The following is an 18,729-nucleotide window of genomic DNA, read 5'->3' as shown; positions in this document are numbered from 1 at the left end:
GACCTCACCGCCCCCGCTCCTCCGGTGACGACGTCGTCGCCGGCCATCCCGAAGGGACCGCCATGCCCGCACGCCCCCGATCCCGAGTCCGCAGCCTGGCCGTCGGCCTCGCCGCCGTGACCCTGTTCGCCACCACCGCCTGCTCCGGCGGCGACGACCCGGCCGACGCGGAGAACCTGTCGATCTTCGCCGCGCAGGGCCCGGACACCGACCTGGCCACGAACTCCTTCTCGAAGGAGATGGAGGAGCTCACCGGCTACACGTTCGACTGGCAGACCACGACCTGGGACGGCACGACGGCCGCCGAGGCCCGCCGCATCCTGCTAGCCGGCGGCGACTACCCCGAGGTGTTCCTCATGGTGCCGTGGGTCGACCAGTTCTCCCAGCAGGACCTGCTGCGCTACGGCCAGCAGGGCGTCCTGCAGCCCCTGAACGACCTCATCGACCAGCACGCGCCGAACATCGAGCAGGCCTTCGCGGACTACCCGGAGTTCGAGGCGCTCTCGACCGCCCCGGACGGGAAGATCTACGGCCTGCCGCAGTGGAACGACTGCTTCCACTGCTCCTACCAGGCCAAGCTGTGGATCAACACCGCGTGGCTGGACAAGCTCGGGTTGCCGATGCCGACGACCACGGACGAGTTCTTCGACGTCATGACGGCGTTCAAGACCCAGGACCCCAACGGCAACGGCCAGGCCGACGAGATCCCGCTGACGTCCAGCGTCGACGACCTGCTGCTGCCGTACTTCGCCAACGCCTTCCTGTACGAGCCGCAGGGGAGTGCGACCTTCTCCTCGACCCTGGCCCTGCAGGACGGGAAGGTGACGTTGCAGGCGGCCCAGGACGCCTACCGCGACGCGTTGGCCTTCATGGCGGAGATGTACGCGGCCGGACTCGTCGACCCCGGCGCCTTCACCCAGAACCGCGACGCCCTGCTGGCCAAGGGCGACAGCGCCGAGGCCCCGATCGTGGGGGCGGCGACCGTCCTGCACCCGGGCATCTTCGTCACGACGGGCCAGGACGACGGGCGCGACGAGGCGTACCAGGCGCTTGCGCCGCTCAAGGGCCCGAACGGCGTCCAGTTCGCGTCCTACAACCTGCCGAGCATGCCGGGGGCGACGTTCGCCCTGACGAACAAGGCCGACGAGGACGAGCAGATCGCCGCGATCAAGATGCTGGACCACATGTTCCCGCAGGACCAGCACGTGCGCGCCGAGTTCGGCCTCGAGGGCAAGGGCTGGTTCAAGCCCGAGCCCGGCGAGACGGCGCTCGACGAGAGCCTCACGCCGTTCGTCCGCGTCCCCGAGGCCGACCCGAACGTCACGCCCCCGAACGACGGATGGGGTCCCCTGGCCCAGTACAACTCCAACGAGGAGTTCCGCAACGGACAGGTCCAGCCCGCGGACGGGTACGAGCGCAAGCTCTTCGAGGCCAGCAAGCTGTACGAACCCCACGTCCCGCAGGACCAGGTGTTCCCGTACTGGTCGGTGTGGGTGCCGCAGGAGGAGTCGGCGGAGGTGGCCGAGCTGACGACCAACATCGAGAACCTCGTGAGCCAGGCCAGCGCCGAGTTCATCACCGGCAGCCGTGACGTGACCGACGACGGCGCCTGGCAGTCCTACGTCGACGAACTCCAGGCCACCGGGCTGCCGCGGTACCTGGAGATCCAGCAGGCGGCGTACGACGCCTCCAAGTGACCGCTCCACCCCTCGACCCCGGAGAGACATGACCCACCAGCCCGCCCCCCGGCACGTCCTGCGCTGCGCCCGGCCCGCCACCCGGTTCGCCGACTCGTTCCTGCTGGGGGACGGGCGGTTGGGGGTCACCGTCGCCGGCGGCGTCGGCACCGAGACGTTCGACCTCAACGCCGACACGCTGTGGTCCGGCGGGCCTCTGGCCCCTCGCACGGACGCCGGCGCGGCGCACGTGCTGCCCGACCTGCGCGCGGCCGTCGCGGCCGGGGACCACCACCGGGCCGACGAGCTCGCGCTGCAGGTGCACGCCGACGGCTGGACCGAGTCCTACCAGCCCGTCGGCCGGCTGACCTGGCGGTACGACCCGTCGGCGGAGGACCAGACCGCCGCGCCCGAGGGGTACGTCCGCGACCTCGACCTCGCGAATGCACTCTCGCGCAGCCGGTACCGCCGCGCCGGCGTGGACCGGGAACTGGAGACGTTCGTCGCCCCGGGCGTGAGCGTCCTCGTCGCGAGCGCCGGGTGGGACGGCGACGCGCTGCCCGCCGTGGAGTTCACCAGCCCGCACCCGCTGCCGCTGCACCGGGTCGAGGAGGTCGACGGGGGCACGCTCGTCCTGGCCGCCGGTCGGGTGCCGGCCACCGTGGTGCCGAACTACGTGCCCGACGACGACCCCGTCCGGTACGCCGGCGACGTCCCGGATGCCGACGGGACGGTGGCGCGCGGCGGAGGTTTCGCCGTCGCCGCCCTGGTCCGGGCCGACGGGTCGGCGGCCCGGCTGACCGCCACGGTCGTCACGGGGTTCCGCGGCTGGCGGGAGCGGCCTTCGGCAGACCTCGAGGAGCTGGTCCGGCAGGCCCGGGAGCAGGTCCTGGCCGCCGCCGACGTCGCGACCGCGGAACTGCGCGAGCGCACCGGGAGCGAGCACCGCCGGTACTTCGACCGGGTCGACCTCGACGTCCGGGCCGCTCCCGGCCACGAGGAGGACGTCGCCGTCGCGCAGCAGGTCTTCGACCTCGGCCGCTACCTGCTGATCGCCTCCTCCCGACCGGGGACGCAGGCCGCGAACCTGCAGGGCATCTGGAACACCGACGTCCGGCCCGGCTGGAGCAGCAACTACACCACGAACATCAACGTGACGATGAACTACTGGGCGGCCGAGACGACGGGCGTGGCCGAACTGCACACCCCGTTGTTCGACCTCGCCCGCGACCTCGCCGAGGCCGGGCGGGAGACGGCCCGGCTGGACTACGGGGCGCGCGGGGCGATCGTGCACCACAACACCGACGTCTGGCGCTTCTCCCGCGCGGTGAGGGGCCGCCCGCTGTGGTCGAACTGGCCGTCGGCGCTGCCCTGGCTGGCCGCCCACACCTACGACCACGTCGACTTCGGTTCCGCCGCGGAGGACTTCGTCCGTGACGTGGCCCTGCCCGTGCACCGGGCCGCGGCTGCTGCGTCCCTCGACCTGCTCGTCGAGGAGGAGGGGACCGGGCAGCTGCTGCCGAGCCCGTCCACGTCGCCGGAGAACACCTTCCTGCTGCCCGACGGGTCGCAGGCCGCGGTGACGGCCGGGTCGACGATGGACCGGGAACTGACCCGTGAGGTGTTCACCCACTACCTGGACCTGCTCCGGCGCACCGGGCAGGAGGACGACGACCTCGCGCGGGAGGTGCGCGCGGCGCTGGACCGGCTCGCCGAACCCGCCGTCGTCGACGGTCTGCTGCAGGAGTGGGGGCCGGGCCTCGTCTCGGCCGAACCCGGACACCGCCACATGTCGCACCTGTACGGGGTGTTCCCCGGTACGAGCACGACGCGCAGCCGCACGCCCGGACGCCTCGACGCCGCCCGCCGGGCGCTGCAGGGCCGGCTGAGCCACGGTGGCGGCCACACGGGGTGGAGCCGTTCGTGGGTGGTGGGCCTGTCGGCCCGCTTCGGCGACGGAGCCGCGGCGCAGGAGCACCTGCGCGTCCTCGTCGAGGACCTCATGTCCGACTCGCTGCTGGACCTGCACCCGCACGGCGACTGGCCCGGGGGAGCGATCTTCCAGATCGACGGGAACTTCGGGGTCGTGGCCGGGGTCGCCGAAACCCTGCTGCAGGGCCACGACGGCGTCCTGGACCTGCTGCCCGCCCTGCCGCCGGCGTGGGTCGGGGGGACGGTGCGCGGGTTGCGCGCCCGCGGCGGTCACACCGTGGACCTGCGGTGGTCCGGCGGCCTCCTGTCCGGTGGGCGGATCGTGGCCGGCCGCGACGGCGAACTCGCCGTGCGCGCGCACGGGGCCACCGTCACCGTCAGCACCGCCGACGGCGACCCCGTCGCGAAGGGCGGGGACGAGGACCTCGTGTGGGCGGCCCGCGCCGGGGTCGAGTACCTCGTGGAGGCCACCCGGTAGCCCGGGCACCCGAACGCGCTCGTCTCGAGCGGTCCCGGCCCGGTCAGCGGGCCAGCCACCCGCCGTCGGCGGCGAGCACGACCCCGTGGACGTAGTCGGCGGCGGGGCTGGCCAGGAACACCACCGGGCCGGCGACGTCCTCGGGGACCGCCCAGCGCCCGGCCGGGATGCGTTCCAGCAGAGCGCGGGAACGGTCCGGGTCGGCGCGCAGCGCGGCGGTGTTGTCGGTGACGACGTACCCCGGCGCGACGGCGTTGACGTTGACCCCGTGCGGGGCCCACTCGTTGGCCAGCGCCCGGGTCAGACCCGCCACGGCGTGCTTGGACGCCGTGTACCCGGGCACGTTCACCCCGCCCTGGAAGCTCAGCAGCGAGGCGGTGAAGACGACCTTGCCGTGTCCCCGGGCCAGCATCGAGGCCCCGACGCGCTGGGTCAGCGTGAACTGGCTCGTGAGGTTGACCTGGACGACGAGGTCGAAGTCGGACTGTGGATGTCCTGCGGCCGGGGCGCGGCGGATCGTGCCCGCGTTGTTGACGAGCACGTCGACGTCCCGACCGGCCAGGGCGTCCCCGAGGGCGGCGACGGCCGTGGCGTCGGTGAAGTCGCACCCCAGGGCCTCGTACCGCCGGCCCGTCGCGCGGACCTCGTCGGCGACCTCCCCGTCGGGGGGTGCGGTGGCGACGCCGATCACGTCCGCCCCGGCCGCGGCCAGTGCCGCCGCGCAGGCGCGCCCGATGCCGCGGCTGGCGCCCGTGACGACGGCCAGCCGGCCCGTGAGGTCGAAGGGACCGCTCACGCGGTGCCCGCCGAGCCGCGGCAGTCCACGAGCACCTTGACCGCGCCGCCGCCGGCGAGCGCCGCGAAGGCCTCGTCGACGCGCTCCAGCGGCAGGACGTGCGAGACGAGCGCACCGACGGGCAGGGCACCACCGGCCACCAGGCGCACGGCCTCCTCGACGTCACCGCGTTCGTAGAGCCGGGCCCCGAGCAGTTCCAGTTCGCGCCAGAAGAAGGGGTGCAGGTCGACCTCGCGCGGGGCGGCGTGGATGCCGACCAGGCAGAGCCGGCCCCGCACGGCGAGCGCGCCGACCGCGGCGGTGAGGCCGGGGGCGGACCCGGACACCTCGAACGCGACGGCGGCTCCCGCCCCGTCGGTGCGGTCCCGGGTGAGCGCGGCGAGGTCCTCGGCCAGGGGATCCACGACGTGCAGGCCCAGGTCCGCGGCCAGTGCGCGTCGCGTCGGGTCCGGTTCGGACAGCACGACGTCGGCGCCGGTGTGCCGGGCGACGAGCGCGATGAGCAGCCCGACGGGGCCGCCACCGACGACGGCGGCGAGTTCCCCGGGGGCCAGCCGGGCGCGGCGGACGTCGTGCACGGCGACGGATGTGGGTTCGAGCAGGGCGGCGTGACGCGGATCGGTCCCCTCGGGGACGCGGACGAGCGTGTGCACCGGGACCACCCAGTGCTCGGCCAGGGCTCCGTCGGAGTCGATGCCGAGGAAGTCGAGGTGGTCGCACACGTGGGAGTGGCCGTTGCGGCAGGTGGCGCACGTGCCGTCGGGGCGCAGCGGCACGACGGTGACGAGGTCCCCGACGGCCCAGCCGGTGACGTCGGTCCCCAGGGCGCTGACGGTGCCGACCGTCTCGTGCCCGATGACGGCGGGCGTGCTGACCCGGGCGTCCATGTGACCGGCGGCGATGTGCAGGTCGGTGCCGCAGATGCCGGTGAACAGCGGAGCGATCTCGACCTCACCGGGACCGGGGCAGCGGCGGTCGACGCGGTCGGCGCGGACCTGCCCGGCGCGGTGGTACCGGGCGACCAGGTGCGTGCTCACGCCAGGACTCCGTGCGCTGCAACCGCTTCGGGCGCGCGCCGGGCGGTCCAGACGGGACCGTCGGGGAAGGTGTGGTCGGCGATCGAGGCGGGCAGCATCTCGCCGCCACCGCCGGGGCCCAGCGGCGCCCGGTAGCGGCCGGCCTCCAGCCGCACCGGCGTGACGAAGTGCTCGTGGAGGTGGTCCACGTGCTCGACGACCCGGTCCTGCCAGGACCCCGAGACGCTGACGACGTCGAACATCGACAGGTGCTGCACCATCTCGCACAACCCCACCCCACCGGCGTGCGGGCACACCGGGACGCCGTGGTGGGCGGCCAGCAGCAGGATCGCGATGTTCTCGTTGACCCCCGCGACACGGGCGGCGTCGATCTGCACGACGTCGACGGCACCGGCCTGCAGGAGCTGCTTGAAGACGACGCGGTTGGCGACGTGCTCCCCGGTGGCGACCTTGATCGGGTGCAGCGCGCGGCGGACGACGGCGTGCCCGAGGACGTCGTCGGGACTGGTGGGTTCCTCGATCCAGTACGGGTCGAACGGTGCCAGGGCGCGCATCCAGGTGATGGCCTCGCCCACGTCCCAGCGCTGGTTGGCGTCCACCGCGATGCGCACGCCGTCGCCGACCGCGGCCCGGGCGACCTCCATCCGGCGCACGTCGTCGACCAGGTCGGCGCCCACCTTCAGCTTGATCTGGGTGAACCCGTCGGCGACGGCCTGGCGGGCCAGTCGTTCCAGCTTGTCGTCCGAGTACCCCAGCCAGCCGGGAGTCGTGGTGTAGGCGGGGTACCCCCGCTGCAGCAACGCCTCCTCGCGTTCGGCTCGTCCGGGGACGGCGCGGCGCAGCAGGTCCAGCGCCTGTCGCGGGGTCATCGCGTCGGTGAGCCAGCGGAAGTCGACGAGGGAGACGATCTCCTCGGGGTCCAGGTGCGCCAGCAGGCGCCACAGCGGCTGGCCGGCGCGTTTGGCGCGCAGGTCCCAGGCGGCGTTGAGCACGGCCCCGACGGCCATCTGCACGACGCCCTTCTCCGGCCCGAGCCAGCGCAGTTGCGGTTCGTGGACCATCTCGCGCGAGAAGGCGCCGAGGTCGCCGAGGACCTCCTCGACGCTGCGGCCGACGACGAAGGGAGCCAGTGCCCGGATGGCGGCGACCTGCAGGTCGTTCCCGCGCCCGGTGGTGAACGCCAGCGCGTGTCCTTCGTGGCCGTCGCCGGCGTCGGTGCGCAGGACGGCGTAGGCGGCGGAGTAGTCCGGTTCGGGGTTCATGGCGTCCGAGCCGTCCAGGTGCTCGGACGTCGGGAACCGGACGTCGTGGACGTCCAGGGCGGTGAAGACTGCGGTACGGACGGACATGAATCCTCCATGCATCTGACCAATCGACCGAGGTGAGTGGCTGCGTCGCCTTCACCTCGTGCGCTCACCGGTCCCCTGCAATCCTTGCGGCAGCGCGATCGTGGTCGCCGGTTGCCCTCACGGTGCCGGGGGTCCGGCGAGCGGTCAGGCTGTCGGTCGCGAACGTATCGCGCCTAGACATCTGATGTCTAGGGTGGCGTCCTCGCGGCACAATGAGGTTCGGCCCGCGACGACGGCGCGGCCGTCCGGGTCCGGGGAGCATCCGTCGCCGCGTGTGAGGAGTGGGGCGTGGCCGCACCGCTGACCGAGGCCGCCATCGAGCGTGTCCGGGAGCTGATCATCGCCGGTGAGCTGCGGCCCGGGCAACGGCTGCCCGCGGAGGCCGCGCTCGCCGAGGAACTGGGGGTCTCCCGCTCGGGCCTGCGCGAGGCCGTCCGGGCGCTGGCCACCGCCGGCGTCCTGGAGGTTCGTCGCGGTGACGGCACCTACGTCACCAGCCTGACCCCGGACCTGCTCTTCACCGGCATCGCCGACGCCGTCGACCTCATGCGGGACGAGGACCTCGTGGAGGTGATGGAGTGCCGTCGACTCGTCGAACCGCAGGCGACGGCGCTCGCGGCTGCCCGGGCGGGCGAGGCCGAGCTGGCGGTGGTCGCCCACCACCTGGAGGCCATGAGGGAGGCCCGGGACGAGGAGAGCCTGGTGGCGCACGACGAGCAGTTCCACGCCGCCATCGCCGCCGCCAGCGGCAACACCGCCCTCGCCGCCATCCTGCGCGGCATCTCCGGCGCCACCGTGCGCGCCCGGGTCTGGCGCGCGCTGACCGTCGCGGATTCCCGCCAGCGCACGATCGACGAGCACTCCTCCATCTACGCCGCGGTGCGCGACGGGGACCGGGAACGAGCGCACGCGGCGGCCCTGCTGCACGTGGCCAACGTCGAGGCGTGGATGCGCACGACGTTGCGCCGGTGAGGGAACCGCGGCGACCCGGGCGGTCCGGGCCACGCGTCGTGCGCCGTTCCCGGGTTCGCGCTGCCGGTGGTGCGGTCGCGCCGCCCACCGGTTCGCGCCGGCGAGGTTTCCACCGCCCGCGAGCGGCGCGACGGGACAGGCGTCCGCCGGTGTCGCTCACGTGCGGGGGAGCGCCTGGGCCGTGCGAACGGGTGGTGCGAGTTCCCCGCCGGTCGGAGCCGGAAAGCGGAACAGGGGCCCCACCGGTGGGTGGAACCCCTGTTCGAACCTGTGCGCCACCATGGACTCGAACCATGAACCCGCTGATTAAGAGTCAGCTGCTCTGCCAATTGAGCTAGTAGCGCGTACAACCCAAGACTACCAGAGGCTCGCGGTGGTCCGTGCGGGCGAGCGGGCGAGGCGGAACCGGCCGGCCGGACCCCGGACGCGGAACAGGGGTTCCGCCGTGAAGCGAAACCCCTGTTCGGAAGGAGTGCGCCGTCAGGGACTCGAACCCCGAACCCGCTGATTAAGAGTCAGCTGCTCTGCCAATTGAGCTAACGGCGCAACGCAAAAAGGCTAGCAGACCTGCGCTGGTGCGACGAAATCCGGCCCCGCGGGGAACGAGAGGGGACGCGCCCCACGGGGGTCGGATTCCTGCGGGTGCCGCCGGTCAGGCCTGCTTCCACCACTCCTCGTCGGGGCACCCCTCCGACTCCAGCAGCTCCGCGGAGCGCGGGCCGTCGGGCGAGGCCATGTCCATGATCAACGACAGCGGGATGTGCTCGGAGAGCATCTCCATCACCGGTTCGGTCGTGCTGTCCAGGGACTGCGTCTTCTCGTGCGTCATGCGTCCTCCCGAGGTTCTGCGCCGTCTGTGCGTCCCCTCCGTCGAGGAGGGGACGCACAGAAGGTCGTCCGCCGGGGCCACTTCCTTGAGCACCGCCCGGCCGCAGGACCCGTCCGGAGCAGGACCCCGTGGGAAGTCACCGAGCGTGGCCGGAGCTCGCCGGACGGTTCCCGGGGTCGGCGGCGGACGGGTGCGACGACCGGGCGGACTGCTGACGCCGGACGGCCACCACGGCCGCGATCCGCCGTCGCCGGCGACGGACGGCGGTCGTGTCCAGCGGGTAGCGGGTCAGCACCGGAGCGGTCATGGCGCGAGCCTAGGAACCCGGGGCGGCCGGTGCATCGGCCGCGAGCCGTACGTCCTGATCACCCTCAGGGATGACACGTGCAGCCCTCCGGCCGCACCGAGGGACCTATCAGGTGGACGCCGGGGTGGCACCCGAGCACAGTGGTGGGATGCGGAGCGTCGGACGGTGGGCGATCGACCTCACCATGCCGCAGTCGCTGTTGCTGGCGCTGCACCTGCGGGACGCGGCCGGTCTGCGGCCGCCGCTCTCGCCCCTGCTCCCGGACCTGCCGCCGCTGGACCCACCCGCGACGAAGCTGCGGGTCTCCGGCGGCGACCTCGCCGGCCTGGAGGCCGCGGGAGCGCAGTGGGCGGACTGGTGGGCGGAGTCCTTCCCCGGCGGGCCGGACGCCCTGACCTCGATCCTCCCGCCGCGCTACCCGGGCCTGCACGGCCGGCCCGAGCTGCGCGGCATCGCCGAGCTCGGCATGGACGACGCGGTCGCCTGGTGCGAACGGGCCCGCGAGATGCAGCGACGCGTCGTCGCCCGCACGCCGAGCGCCCTGTTCGAGACCAACCTCATGACCGGCGTCGAACGCGAGCTGGGGCGCCGGCTGTTCCCCTTCTCGATCGGGATCGTCGTCCTGCCGGTCCAGGGGGCCCACGCGTGGGACGTCCTGGGCACGCCGGTGATCTCCCTGGGCCTGCGGGCCGACCGCGACGCCTACCTCGCCTGGTTGCACGACCAGCTCGTGGCGATCGGGCGCGCGCGGTTCGGCCCGGTCACCCCGACCGAACGGTCGTGAGCAGCGGACGGGACGGGACGTCGGTGGTGCGCCAGCCCAGGGCGGCCAGCGCCTCCAGCCACCCGGTCCCGCCCGCGGCGCCGGCCCAGGCGACGTAGCCGTCGGGGCGCACGAGCAGGTCGGGACCGGGATCGGGGCTCAGCTCGCGCCGCAGGCCCTCGACGGCGGGACCGGGCCGGCCGGTGACGAGGACGAAGGTGCTCCCGTCCAGGATGCCGTGCAGCCACCGGCCCCCGGTCAGCCGCCGCTCGGGCGCCCGTCGGCCCACGAGCGGGTGGGCGCCGCGCGGGCGGGGGTAGGACGTCCCGATCGCCGACACCCGCAGCGCGATCCGTCGCGCCACCGGCGGCAACCTCAGCGCCGCCGGCGCCAGCGCGTCGCGCACCGTTCCCCACGGCGGCCGCGTGAGCACCGCCACCCGGACGATCGATCCGCTCGTGCGCAGCACCTGCCGTCCCACCCGGTGGCGTTCGACCGTGTAGGCCTCGAGCAGGGACTCCTGCGCGCGCCCCAGCACGACCGCGGCCAGCCGCCACGACAGGTCGGCCGCGTCCTGCAGGCCGGTGTTCAAGCCCAGTCCGCCGGCGGGGGAGTGCACGTGGGCGGCGTCCCCGGCCAGGAACACCGGACCGGCGGCGTACGTCGGCACCTGCCGCTCGTCGGAGTGGTAGCGCGACAGCCAGCGCGCCTGCGTCAGGCCCAGGTCGGTGCCGTGGGTGCGCACCAGGACCTCGCGGATCTCCTCCAGCGTGACGGGGGTGCCGTCGGGCACCTGCCGACGCCGGTCGAAGGCGTTGACCCGGTACCAGCCGTCACCGAACGGCGCCACGACGACGAACGCGTCCTGCGCACCGCGCACGCTGAACGCCTCCTGCGGAGGAGCGGTCAGCCGGACGTCGGCCAGCACCAGCGACCGCACGACCGCCCCACCGGGGAACGGCAGCCCGAGGCGGGCCCGGACGGTGCTGTGCACCCCGTCGGCCCCGACGAGGTAGCGGGCCGTGACGGTTCGCGGGCCCCCGTCGGGAACGCCGTCGCGGACGCCGTCGTGCGGGACGACGTCCACCTCGACGCCGGCCGGGTCCACCCGCAGGTCGACCACCCGCGCACCCCGCTGCACGTCGGCGCCCTCCTGGCGGGCCCGCCGTTCCAGCGCCCGGTCCACGTGCCCCTGCGCGAGCACCAGGACGTGCGCGAAGCGCGAGGGCAGCGAGGACAGGTCCAGCCGCGCCCGGCCCAGCACCGTGAAGGCCTGCAGCGCGGTGCCCTCCGCCTCCAGCCCGGCGGCCAGCCCGCGGCCGTCGAGCAGCTCCAGGGAGCGGGCGTGCACGGCGAAGGCGCGGCTGTGCGGGGCAGGCCCCGCGTGCTGCTCCAGGACGAGGACCCGGACGCCCGCGTGGGCGAGGTCGCCGGCGACCAGCAGGCCGGTGGGCCCAGCACCCACCACCACGACGTCGTGGTCGGGACCACGGTGGTGGTCGTCCCGGTCGACGGTGCGCGCACGGTGCTCGGTCACGGCTGCCTCCTTCGACGGGAGGCACCAGCGTCCTGCAACCGGAGCTGGAAACGAGGCGAGGCCCTGGTCAGAGAACTGACCAGGGCCTCGCGCTGGGGTGAGTGACGGGACTTGAACCCGCGACTTCCTGGACCACAACCAGGTGCTCTACCAGCTGAGCTACACCCACCACGACACGGACCGGCCCGCCGGAGCGGAGTACGTGACGGGTCGAGGATACATGGGTGGACGACTGCTCCGGGACGGCGTTCCCGGCGGGTTCGCCCGAACGGTCAGTCCTGCTCGACGACGGGCTTCAGCTCGAACTTCTCCCCGGCGGCCTTGGCGGTCTCGGAGTCCGGTCCCGGATCGGGCACGAACAGCACCTCGCGGTAGTACTTCAGCTCCTGGATGCTCTCGCGGATGTCCGCCAGGGCCCGGTGACCGCCGTGCTTCCTGGGGGTGTGGAAGTACACCCGCGGGAACCAGCGCCGCGCGAGTTCCTTGATCGAGGACACGTCGATGAGCCGGTAGTGCAGGTGCTCGGTCAGTTCGGGCATGTCCCGGGCCAGGAAGGCGCGGTCGGTGTGCACCGAACTGCCGGCCAGCGGGGCCTTGCGCGGTTCGGGGCACCACTTCCGCACGTAGTCCAGGACGAGCTGCTCGGCCTCGGCGAGGGTGCGCCCCGCGGGCAGCTCGGCCAGCAGCCCCGACGCCGTGTGCATGTCGACGACGACCTGGTCCATGTCCACCAGCGACTCCGCCGGCGGTTTGACCACCACGTCGACACCGTCGCCGAGGACGTTGAGATCGGCGTCGGTGACCAGGACCGCCACCTCGACGAGCGCGTCGTCCGTCAGGCTCAGCCCGGTCATCTCGCAGTCGATCCAGACGATGCGCTCGGTGACCTTGTCGTTGCTCACGGGATCAGACTAGGGGCGCGGGCCGTACCGGCGGGCGGCGGACGCGTCAGCCCGTACCCTCTGACCATGCCGGCCCAGCGCGTCCGCGCGTCCGCGCTGGCCCCCCTGACGGTCGTGGTCCTGGTCGTCTGCGGTGTCCTGAGCCTGACGGCCGTCACCGCCGAGGTCGGCTGGGACGGGCTGCTGCCCGGCCTGGCGCTGGCCGCCGTCCCCGTCGGGCCCGTGCTGGCGACGGTCCTGTGGCTGGACCGGCACGAGGCCGAACCCCCGCACCTGCTGGCGTTCGCGTTCGGCTGGGGCGCGTGCGTCGCCTCGCTGGGGGCGCTGGTCCTGAACACCGGTGTGCACAGGTTGCTCGACCGGGCCGTCGGTGACGTCACCAACACCTCCGTCGTCGTCGCGCCGCTGGTGGAGGAGGCGCTCAAGGGCCTCGGGGTCCTGCTGCTCCTGCTGAAGCAGCGCAAGCAGTTCGACGGCGTCGTCGACGGGATCGTCTACGCCGCCTTCGTCGGCGTCGGGTTCGCCTACCTGGAGAACGTCCTGTACCTCGGCCGGGCGCTGGGCGACGACCAGCCGGCCTCGCTGGTGGCGGTGTTCGTGCTGCGCTGCCTGGTGTCGCCGTTCGCGCACCCGCTGTTCACGATGGCCGTCGGTGTGGGGCTGGGACTGGCCGCACGGCACCGCGGGCCGCTGCACCGCGTCGGCGCGCCCGTCCTGGGGTTCGCCGTCGCCGTCGTGCTGCACGCGTTGTGGAACGCCTCGGCCGGCTCGGGCATCGCGTCCTTCTTCGAGCTCTTCCTGCTGCTGCAGGTGCCGGTGTTCGCCGCGGCCGTGGCCGTGGCGCTGGCCGCGCGGGTGCGTGAGGCGCGGCTCGTCGGCCGGCACCTGCAGGTGTACGCGCGCACCGGCTGGCTGACCGAGGAGGAGGTCGCGATGCTCGCCTCGCCCCGCGCCCGGGCCCGGGCCCGCGCCGCGGCGGCCTCGCGGGGTGGGCGCCGCGCCGCGCGGGCGGTGCGGGAGTTCCAGGAGACCGCCACCGAGCTGGCGTTCCGGCGGGACCGGCTGCGGCGGGGGACGGTGGACTCGCCGCCGGAGGACGAGGTCGGGCTGCTCGAGGAGCTGGCCGTGCAGCGGCGCGAGGTGCTCGCCTACCTGCCGTGAGACCGGCGCTGCTTCGGGTGGGGCGCGGGAGGGGGAGGGGTCGGGTGGGGTTGGGCGCGCGGTGACCTCGCGCTCGATGACCGGGCACGTGGTGACAGCGCGCTCGAACCCGCCGGCGCGCCGGGTGGGCGCGGTGACCTCGCGCTCGATGACCGGGCATGTGGTGACAGCGCGCTCGAACCCGCCGGCGCGCCGGGTGGGCGCGCGGTGACATCGCGCTCGATGACCGGGCACGTGGTGACAGCGCGCTCGAACCCGCCGGGTACCCGACCCGCCCCGCGCGGCCCAGGGTCATGGCTGGTTCACAGCTGGTCCTGGGCGGCTCGGCAAGGTCACGGCCGACCGTAGGACCATGACCACCACCACGCCGGCGCGCGCCGCCACGCAGGGAGCGGTGCCGGCGACGCGGTACCCGCGCTGGGTCCGCCTCGCGACGATCGGGCTGCTGCTCGCGACCGGCGTCCTGTACGTCGTCGACCTGTCGGCCTCCGGGTACGCGAACAGCTTCTACGCCGCGGCCGTGCAGGCGGGGTCGCAGAGCTGGAAGGCGTGGTTCTTCGGGTCCCTGGACGCCCAGAACTTCATCACCGTCGACAAGCCGCCGGCCTCCCTGTGGGTCAGCGGGCTCGCGGCCCGGGTGTTCGGGTTCAGCAGCTGGACGCTGCTGGTGCCGCAGGCGCTGGAGGGCGTCGGCGCGGTCTGGCTGCTGACCGCCGCGGTGCGGCGCTGGCACGGGCCGGTCGCCGGGCTGGTCGCGGGGGCGGCGCTCGCGCTCACCCCGGCGGCGGCGCTGATCTTCCGGTTCGACAACCCCGACGCCCTGCTCGTCCTGCTCATGACCGCGGCCGCGTACTGCACCGTCCGCGCCACGGAGAAGGCGTCGTGGAGGTGGCTGGCGTGGGCCGGTGTCGCCATCGGGTTCGCGTTCCTCACCAAGATGCTGCAGGGCTTCCTCGTCCTGCCGGGCCTGGCGCTGGTGTACCTGTGGGCCGCACCGACCGGCCTGGGCAAGCGGGTCCTGCACCTGCTCGGCGCCGGGGTCGCGGTCGTCGTCTCGGCCGGCTGGTGGGTGCTGGCCGTCACGCTGTGGCCCGGTGACAAGCCGTACATCGGCGGCTCCACCGACGGCACCGTCATGGACCTCGTCCTGGGGTACAACGGCCTGGGCCGCATCCTCGGCGGTGACGGCAACGGCGGGGGCGGCGGGGGCGGGATGTCCGGCGGCACGCCCGGCTCCAGCTTCGGCGGGATCCCGACCTGGCAGCGGCTGTTCTCCTCGGAGATGGGCAACGAGATCTCCTGGCTGCTGCCCGCCGCGCTGCTGGCCCTCGTCCTGGGGCTGGTGGCCCGCGGGCGCGCGCCGCGCACCGACCTCGCCCGGGCCTCGCTGGTCCTGTGGGGCGGCTGGCTCGTCGTGTCCGGTCTGGTGTTCGCCTACATGGAGGGCACCGTCCACCCGTACTACACCGTCGCGCTGGCCCCGGCCGTCGCGGCGCTCGCCGCCGGTGGGGGACAGGTGCTGTGGGTCCGTCGTGGGCGCGTCGTGGCGCGGATCGGGCTGTCCCTCGTCCTGGCCTCGGCCGGGATCTGGGCGTTCGTCCTGCTGCACCGCAACGGGACGTGGGAGTGGCTGGGCTGGACGCTGGCACTCGCCTCCGTGGTGCTGGCCACGGGGCTGGCCGTGACGCCCGCGCGGCTGCGCAAGCTCGCGATCGTGCTGGTGCTGTCGGGCACGCTCGTCGGCCTCGGTGGAACGGCGTCGTACGCGGTGGCGACGGCCGCGACCGCGCACACCGGTTCCATCCCCACCGTGGGGCCGGCCGGCGCCTCGGCCGGAGGCGGCGCGGGTGGTGCTGCGGGAGGCGGGTTCGGGGGCGTGCGCGGCACCCAGGACGGGACGCAGGACTTCCCGGGAACGACCGGTGAGGCGCCCGGTGGTGCCCCCGGTGGTGCCCCGGGCAGCGCCCCCGGCGGTGACGCGACCGGTGACGCGACCGGTGACGCGACCGGTGACGCGACCGGGGACGCGAGCTCCGGGATGCAGGCGCCCACCGGCGGAGGCGGCTTCGGGGGCGCCGGCGGAGGCGGCGGGGAGTCGGGCACGAGCGAGGAGCTGGTCGAGCTCCTGCAGGAGGCCGGCACGAGGTGGGCCGCGGCGGTCTCCGGGTCGCAGTCCGCGGCGTCCCTGGAGCTGGCCAGCGGCACCGCGGTGATGGCGATGGGCGGGTGGAGCAACGACCCCACGCCGACGCTGGCGCAGTTCCAGCAGTACGTCGCCGACGGCCAGGTGCACTACCTCCTCGGCGGGAGCGGGATGGGCGGTGGGCGCGGGGGCGACTCGGGGATCAGCGCGATCCAGGAGTGGGTGGCGGCGAACTACACGGCGCTGACGGTCGGCGGGCAGACCGTCTACGACCTGACGCAGCCGCTCAGCGCCTCGACCGCCGGCTGAGAGACCTACCTCACACCGGGGTGCCGCCCGCCGACCCGGGCGGCGTCCTGACGCCCGCAGGACGTAACCTTCGGTGGTCCGCAGATCGACGACGAACGAGGGTGTGAGACCGGTGCCCGCAGCGAACCGCTACGACGCAGTTCTCATCGGCGGCGGGGTCATGAGCGCCACGCTGGCGACCATGCTGGCCGAGCTGGAGCCGGACTGGTCGATCCTGGTCCTGGAGAAGCTCGACACCGTCGGGGCCGAGAGCTCGGACATGTGGAACAACGCCGGCACGGGCCACTCGGCGCTGTGCGAGCTGAACTACACCCCGGCCGGGCCGGACGGCACGGTCGACATCACCAAGGCCGTGCAGATCAACGAGCAGTTCCAGCTGTCGCGGCAGTTCTGGTCGCACCTGGTGGAGAAGGGCGTCCTGGCCGCCCCGGGCGACTTCATCAACACCGTTCCGCACATGAGCTTCGTGCGCGGCGGCGACGTGGAGTTCCTGCGCGCCCGTCACGAGGCGCTGTCGCAGCACCCGTTGTTCGCGGGGATGGAGTGGGCCACCGACCACGCCACGATCGCCGAGTGGGCGCCGCTGCTGATGGCCGGTCGCGACCCCGGCGAGCAGGTCGCCGCCACCCGCGCCCAGGCCGGCACCGACGTGGACTTCGGGTCGTTGACCAAGCAGTTGTTCGCCGGCGCGACCAAGGAGGGGGTCGAGCTCCTCACCGGTCACACCGTCAAGGACCTGCGCCGGCGCGGTTCGGGGTGGACCGTGGTGGGTGAGAGCTCGGCCGGCGGTTTCGAGGTCGCCACGCCGTTCGTGTTCGTCGGTTCCGGTGGCGGTGCCCTGCACCTGCTGCAGCGCAGCGGGATCCCCGAGGGACAGGGTTTCGGCGGGTTCCCGGTCAGCGGTCAGTGGCTGCGCTGCACCAACCCCGAGGTCGTCGAGCGGCACGCCGCGAAGGTGTACGGCCAGGCCGAGGTCGGCGCTCCGCCGATGTCCGTGCCGCACCTGGACACCCGGTACGCGCACGGCACCAAGGCGCTGATGTTCGGGCCGTACGCGGGGTTCTCGCCGAAGTTCCTCAAGAAGGGTTCGCTGCTGGACCTGCCGCTGTCGGTGCGTGCGCACAACCTGCTGCCGATGCTGGCCGTGGCCCGCGACAACGTCTCGCTCATGACCTACCTGGGCAAGCAGATCGTGCAGTCGATGGAGCAGCGGATCGAGGCGCTGAAGGTCTTCTACCCCGATGCGCGCGAGAGCGACTGGGAGCTGCTGACGGCCGGTCAGCGCGTCCAGGTGATCAAGAAGGGCCCGCGCGGCGGCGTGCTGCAGTTCGGCACCGAGCTCGTGCACGCCGGCGACGGGTCGGTCGCCGCGCTGCTGGGGGCCTCCCCGGGCGCCTCGACCGCCGTCGACGTCATGCTGCGCCTGCTGGCGCAGTGCTTCCCGGCGCACCAGGACGTCTGGCGCGACCGGTTGCAGGCGATGGTCCCCTCCTACGGGACGAAGCTGTCCGACGACCGCGAACTGCTGACCACGACGCTGACGCGCACGGCCGGGGTGCTCAAGCTGGCCGCCTGACGGCGGAGGGGACGTCTGCGCGCCCCTCGACCGCCGCGTCGACCACCGGGTCGGCCGCGCGGGCGAACTCGTTGCCGGCGCCGACGACCTTGCGCGCGAACGGCGCCCCGCTCCCGACGGCCGCTGCGACGTCGGTCGCGGTCATCACCCGCGGGTGCGCGTCGTGCTCGTCGGTGAAGACGGCGTAGGACGTCGGAAGGGGCGTCACGAGCAGTTCGGGGTGCGAGGCCACCACCGAGTGCACGAAGGACTCGTCGGGCAGCAACGTCGAGGCGAAGAACCCGCGCACCTGCGGGGTGGCCTCGGCGTCCAGCACCGCGGCCACGGCTCGGCGCGACAGCGTGCACCACAGCAGACCCTTGCGGTACGGCACGGGCGGCACGTCGTGGCGCCAGTGGTGCAGCATGAACGTGGCCCCGCCGACCTGCTCGACCCGCACGGGCACCGGGATCCACCGCGAGACGCGCCCGATGGCGGGCAGGGCGCGGTCCAGGGGCGTGCTCGGCAGCGTGTGCCAGCGCCGCCGCCAGCGGTAGAGGTGCGTGCCGGAGTCCGGGCGCAGCAGGGCGTCGGTGCCCGACCGCCGCACCCCGTCCTCCCACGCGGCCAGCGGCGTGACGGGGTGGTCCTGCCCGGACACCAGCACCGTGAAGTCGGGGTCCCAGCGCCGCCGCGCCTCGGCCAGCGCTTCCAGAGCCGCGGCCATCAGGGTCCAGTTGCCCCACCGAACTTCGATGTCGCTGTGGAAGGTGTCCTGGAGTTCCCGCACGGCCGGGTCGTCGACGAGCTCGCGGCGGTTCCACCGGACGAGCACGCGGGCCTCCGGTGAGAGCTCGTGGATCCGGCGCACGCGTTCGGCCAGCCCCGCGCCGTCGGTGTGGGCCATCAGGACGTAGGCGAACCCGCTCATCGGGATCCTTCCGCGACGACTTCCCGCTCCCGGGAACGGACCGCGCCACCCT

Annotated in this window: 15 protein-coding genes and 3 tRNA genes; 7 read left to right on the top strand and 11 right to left on the bottom strand. The window is 73.7% G+C overall.

The features are described from left to right. Positions 1 to 62: 62 nt before the first annotated feature. Both ACRYR2_RS07590 and ACRYR2_RS07585 read left to right on the top strand, forming a co-directional pair. The gene (locus ACRYR2_RS07590; RefSeq protein WP_432562235.1) at positions 63 to 1,697 is read left to right on the top strand and encodes a type 2 periplasmic-binding domain-containing protein; all 1,635 of its coding nucleotides are present in this window, start codon (positions 63 to 65) and stop codon (positions 1,695 to 1,697) included. A 28-nt stretch (positions 1,698 to 1,725) separates the two neighbouring features. Continuing rightward, on the top strand, positions 1,726 to 4,086 hold the full coding sequence (locus ACRYR2_RS07585; RefSeq protein WP_432562234.1) for a glycosyl hydrolase family 95 catalytic domain-containing protein: 2,361 nt from the start codon (positions 1,726 to 1,728) through the stop codon (positions 4,084 to 4,086). A 43-nt stretch (positions 4,087 to 4,129) separates the two neighbouring features. On the opposite strand, the gene ACRYR2_RS07580 is transcribed toward ACRYR2_RS07585, so the two are convergent. Genes ACRYR2_RS07580 through ACRYR2_RS07570 form a run of 3 tightly spaced genes read right to left on the bottom strand, consistent with a single transcriptional unit; the run spans position 4,130 to position 7,268 of the window. Continuing rightward, on the bottom strand, positions 4,130 to 4,882 hold the full coding sequence (locus tag ACRYR2_RS07580) for an SDR family oxidoreductase (protein ID WP_432562233.1): 753 nt from the start codon (positions 4,880 to 4,882) through the stop codon (positions 4,130 to 4,132). Beyond that, positions 4,879 to 5,919 (bottom strand): zinc-dependent alcohol dehydrogenase, encoded by a 1,041-nt coding sequence (locus tag ACRYR2_RS07575; protein WP_432562232.1) that lies wholly within the window; start codon positions 5,917 to 5,919, stop codon positions 4,879 to 4,881. The genes ACRYR2_RS07580 and ACRYR2_RS07575 overlap by 4 nt, the downstream gene beginning before the upstream one ends. After that, the gene (locus ACRYR2_RS07570) at positions 5,916 to 7,268 is read right to left on the bottom strand and encodes an enolase C-terminal domain-like protein (RefSeq protein WP_432562231.1); all 1,353 of its coding nucleotides are present in this window, start codon (positions 7,266 to 7,268) and stop codon (positions 5,916 to 5,918) included. The genes ACRYR2_RS07575 and ACRYR2_RS07570 overlap by 4 nt, the downstream gene beginning before the upstream one ends. Positions 7,269 to 7,556: 288 nt before the next feature. Here ACRYR2_RS07570 and ACRYR2_RS07565 point away from each other — a divergent pair, with 288 nt between their 5' ends. Continuing rightward, a complete protein-coding gene (locus tag ACRYR2_RS07565; RefSeq protein WP_432562230.1) occupies positions 7,557 to 8,240 on the top strand; it encodes a FadR/GntR family transcriptional regulator in 684 nt (227 codons plus the stop codon). A gap of 271 nt (positions 8,241 to 8,511) precedes the next feature. Here ACRYR2_RS07565 and ACRYR2_RS07560 read toward each other — a convergent pair. The 4 genes from ACRYR2_RS07560 to ACRYR2_RS07545 all read right to left on the bottom strand — a co-directional run bounded on the left by ACRYR2_RS07560 (position 8,512) and on the right by ACRYR2_RS07545 (position 9,376). Further along, a tRNA-Lys gene (locus ACRYR2_RS07560) sits at positions 8,512 to 8,584 on the bottom strand. A gap of 129 nt (positions 8,585 to 8,713) precedes the next feature. Next, a tRNA-Lys gene (locus tag ACRYR2_RS07555) sits at positions 8,714 to 8,786 on the bottom strand. 106 nt (positions 8,787 to 8,892) lie between these two features. Next, positions 8,893 to 9,069 carry a hypothetical protein gene (locus ACRYR2_RS07550; protein ID WP_432562229.1) on the bottom strand — a complete coding sequence of 59 codons (177 nt, stop codon included), beginning with the start codon at positions 9,067 to 9,069 and terminating at the stop codon, positions 8,893 to 8,895. Positions 9,070 to 9,205: 136 nt separating this feature from the next. Continuing rightward, positions 9,206 to 9,376, bottom strand: a complete 171-nt coding sequence (locus ACRYR2_RS07545; RefSeq protein WP_432562228.1) for a hypothetical protein — start codon at positions 9,374 to 9,376, stop codon at positions 9,206 to 9,208. Between the two features lie 148 nt (positions 9,377 to 9,524). On the opposite strand from ACRYR2_RS07545, the gene ACRYR2_RS07540 reads away from it, so the two are divergent. Next, positions 9,525 to 10,160, top strand: a complete 636-nt coding sequence (locus tag ACRYR2_RS07540) for a hypothetical protein (protein ID WP_432562227.1) — start codon at positions 9,525 to 9,527, stop codon at positions 10,158 to 10,160. On the opposite strand, the gene ACRYR2_RS07535 is transcribed toward ACRYR2_RS07540, so the two are convergent. From ACRYR2_RS07535 to orn, 3 genes are all read right to left on the bottom strand, one after another. Continuing rightward, complete coding sequence (locus tag ACRYR2_RS07535; protein WP_432562226.1) at positions 10,138 to 11,676, bottom strand: FAD-dependent monooxygenase; 1,539 nt, start codon at positions 11,674 to 11,676, stop codon at positions 10,138 to 10,140. The two genes, ACRYR2_RS07540 and ACRYR2_RS07535, sit on opposite strands and share 23 nt — an antisense overlap. Positions 11,677 to 11,769: 93 nt before the next feature. Next, a tRNA-His gene (locus ACRYR2_RS07530) sits at positions 11,770 to 11,845 on the bottom strand. A gap of 103 nt (positions 11,846 to 11,948) precedes the next feature. Next, positions 11,949 to 12,578 (bottom strand): oligoribonuclease, encoded by a 630-nt coding sequence (gene orn, locus ACRYR2_RS07525; protein ID WP_432562225.1) that lies wholly within the window; start codon positions 12,576 to 12,578, stop codon positions 11,949 to 11,951. A gap of 66 nt (positions 12,579 to 12,644) precedes the next feature. Here orn and ACRYR2_RS07520 point away from each other — a divergent pair, with 66 nt between their 5' ends. The 3 genes from ACRYR2_RS07520 to ACRYR2_RS07510 all read left to right on the top strand — a co-directional run bounded on the left by ACRYR2_RS07520 (position 12,645) and on the right by ACRYR2_RS07510 (position 17,767). Further along, positions 12,645 to 13,739, top strand: a complete 1,095-nt coding sequence (locus ACRYR2_RS07520; RefSeq protein ID WP_432562224.1) for a PrsW family intramembrane metalloprotease — start codon at positions 12,645 to 12,647, stop codon at positions 13,737 to 13,739. Positions 13,740 to 14,091: 352 nt separating this feature from the next. After that, complete coding sequence (locus ACRYR2_RS07515) at positions 14,092 to 16,191, top strand: ArnT family glycosyltransferase (protein WP_432562223.1); 2,100 nt, start codon at positions 14,092 to 14,094, stop codon at positions 16,189 to 16,191. 103 nt (positions 16,192 to 16,294) lie between these two features. Continuing rightward, complete coding sequence (locus ACRYR2_RS07510; RefSeq protein WP_432562222.1) at positions 16,295 to 17,767, top strand: malate:quinone oxidoreductase; 1,473 nt, start codon at positions 16,295 to 16,297, stop codon at positions 17,765 to 17,767. Here the strand turns inward: ACRYR2_RS07510 and ACRYR2_RS07505 are convergent. After that, complete coding sequence (locus ACRYR2_RS07505) at positions 17,751 to 18,677, bottom strand: beta-1,6-N-acetylglucosaminyltransferase (RefSeq protein WP_432562221.1); 927 nt, start codon at positions 18,675 to 18,677, stop codon at positions 17,751 to 17,753. The genes ACRYR2_RS07510 and ACRYR2_RS07505 overlap by 17 nt on opposite strands. Positions 18,678 to 18,729: the final 52 nt, after the last annotated feature.

The sequence above is a fragment of the Kineococcus deserti genome (assembly GCF_050871945.1).
Taxonomy (GTDB): Bacteria; Actinomycetota; Actinomycetes; order Actinomycetales; family Kineococcaceae; genus Kineococcus.
Note: the sequence above shows the minus strand (reverse complement) of the source record. Positions and strands in the feature narration are given on the sequence as shown.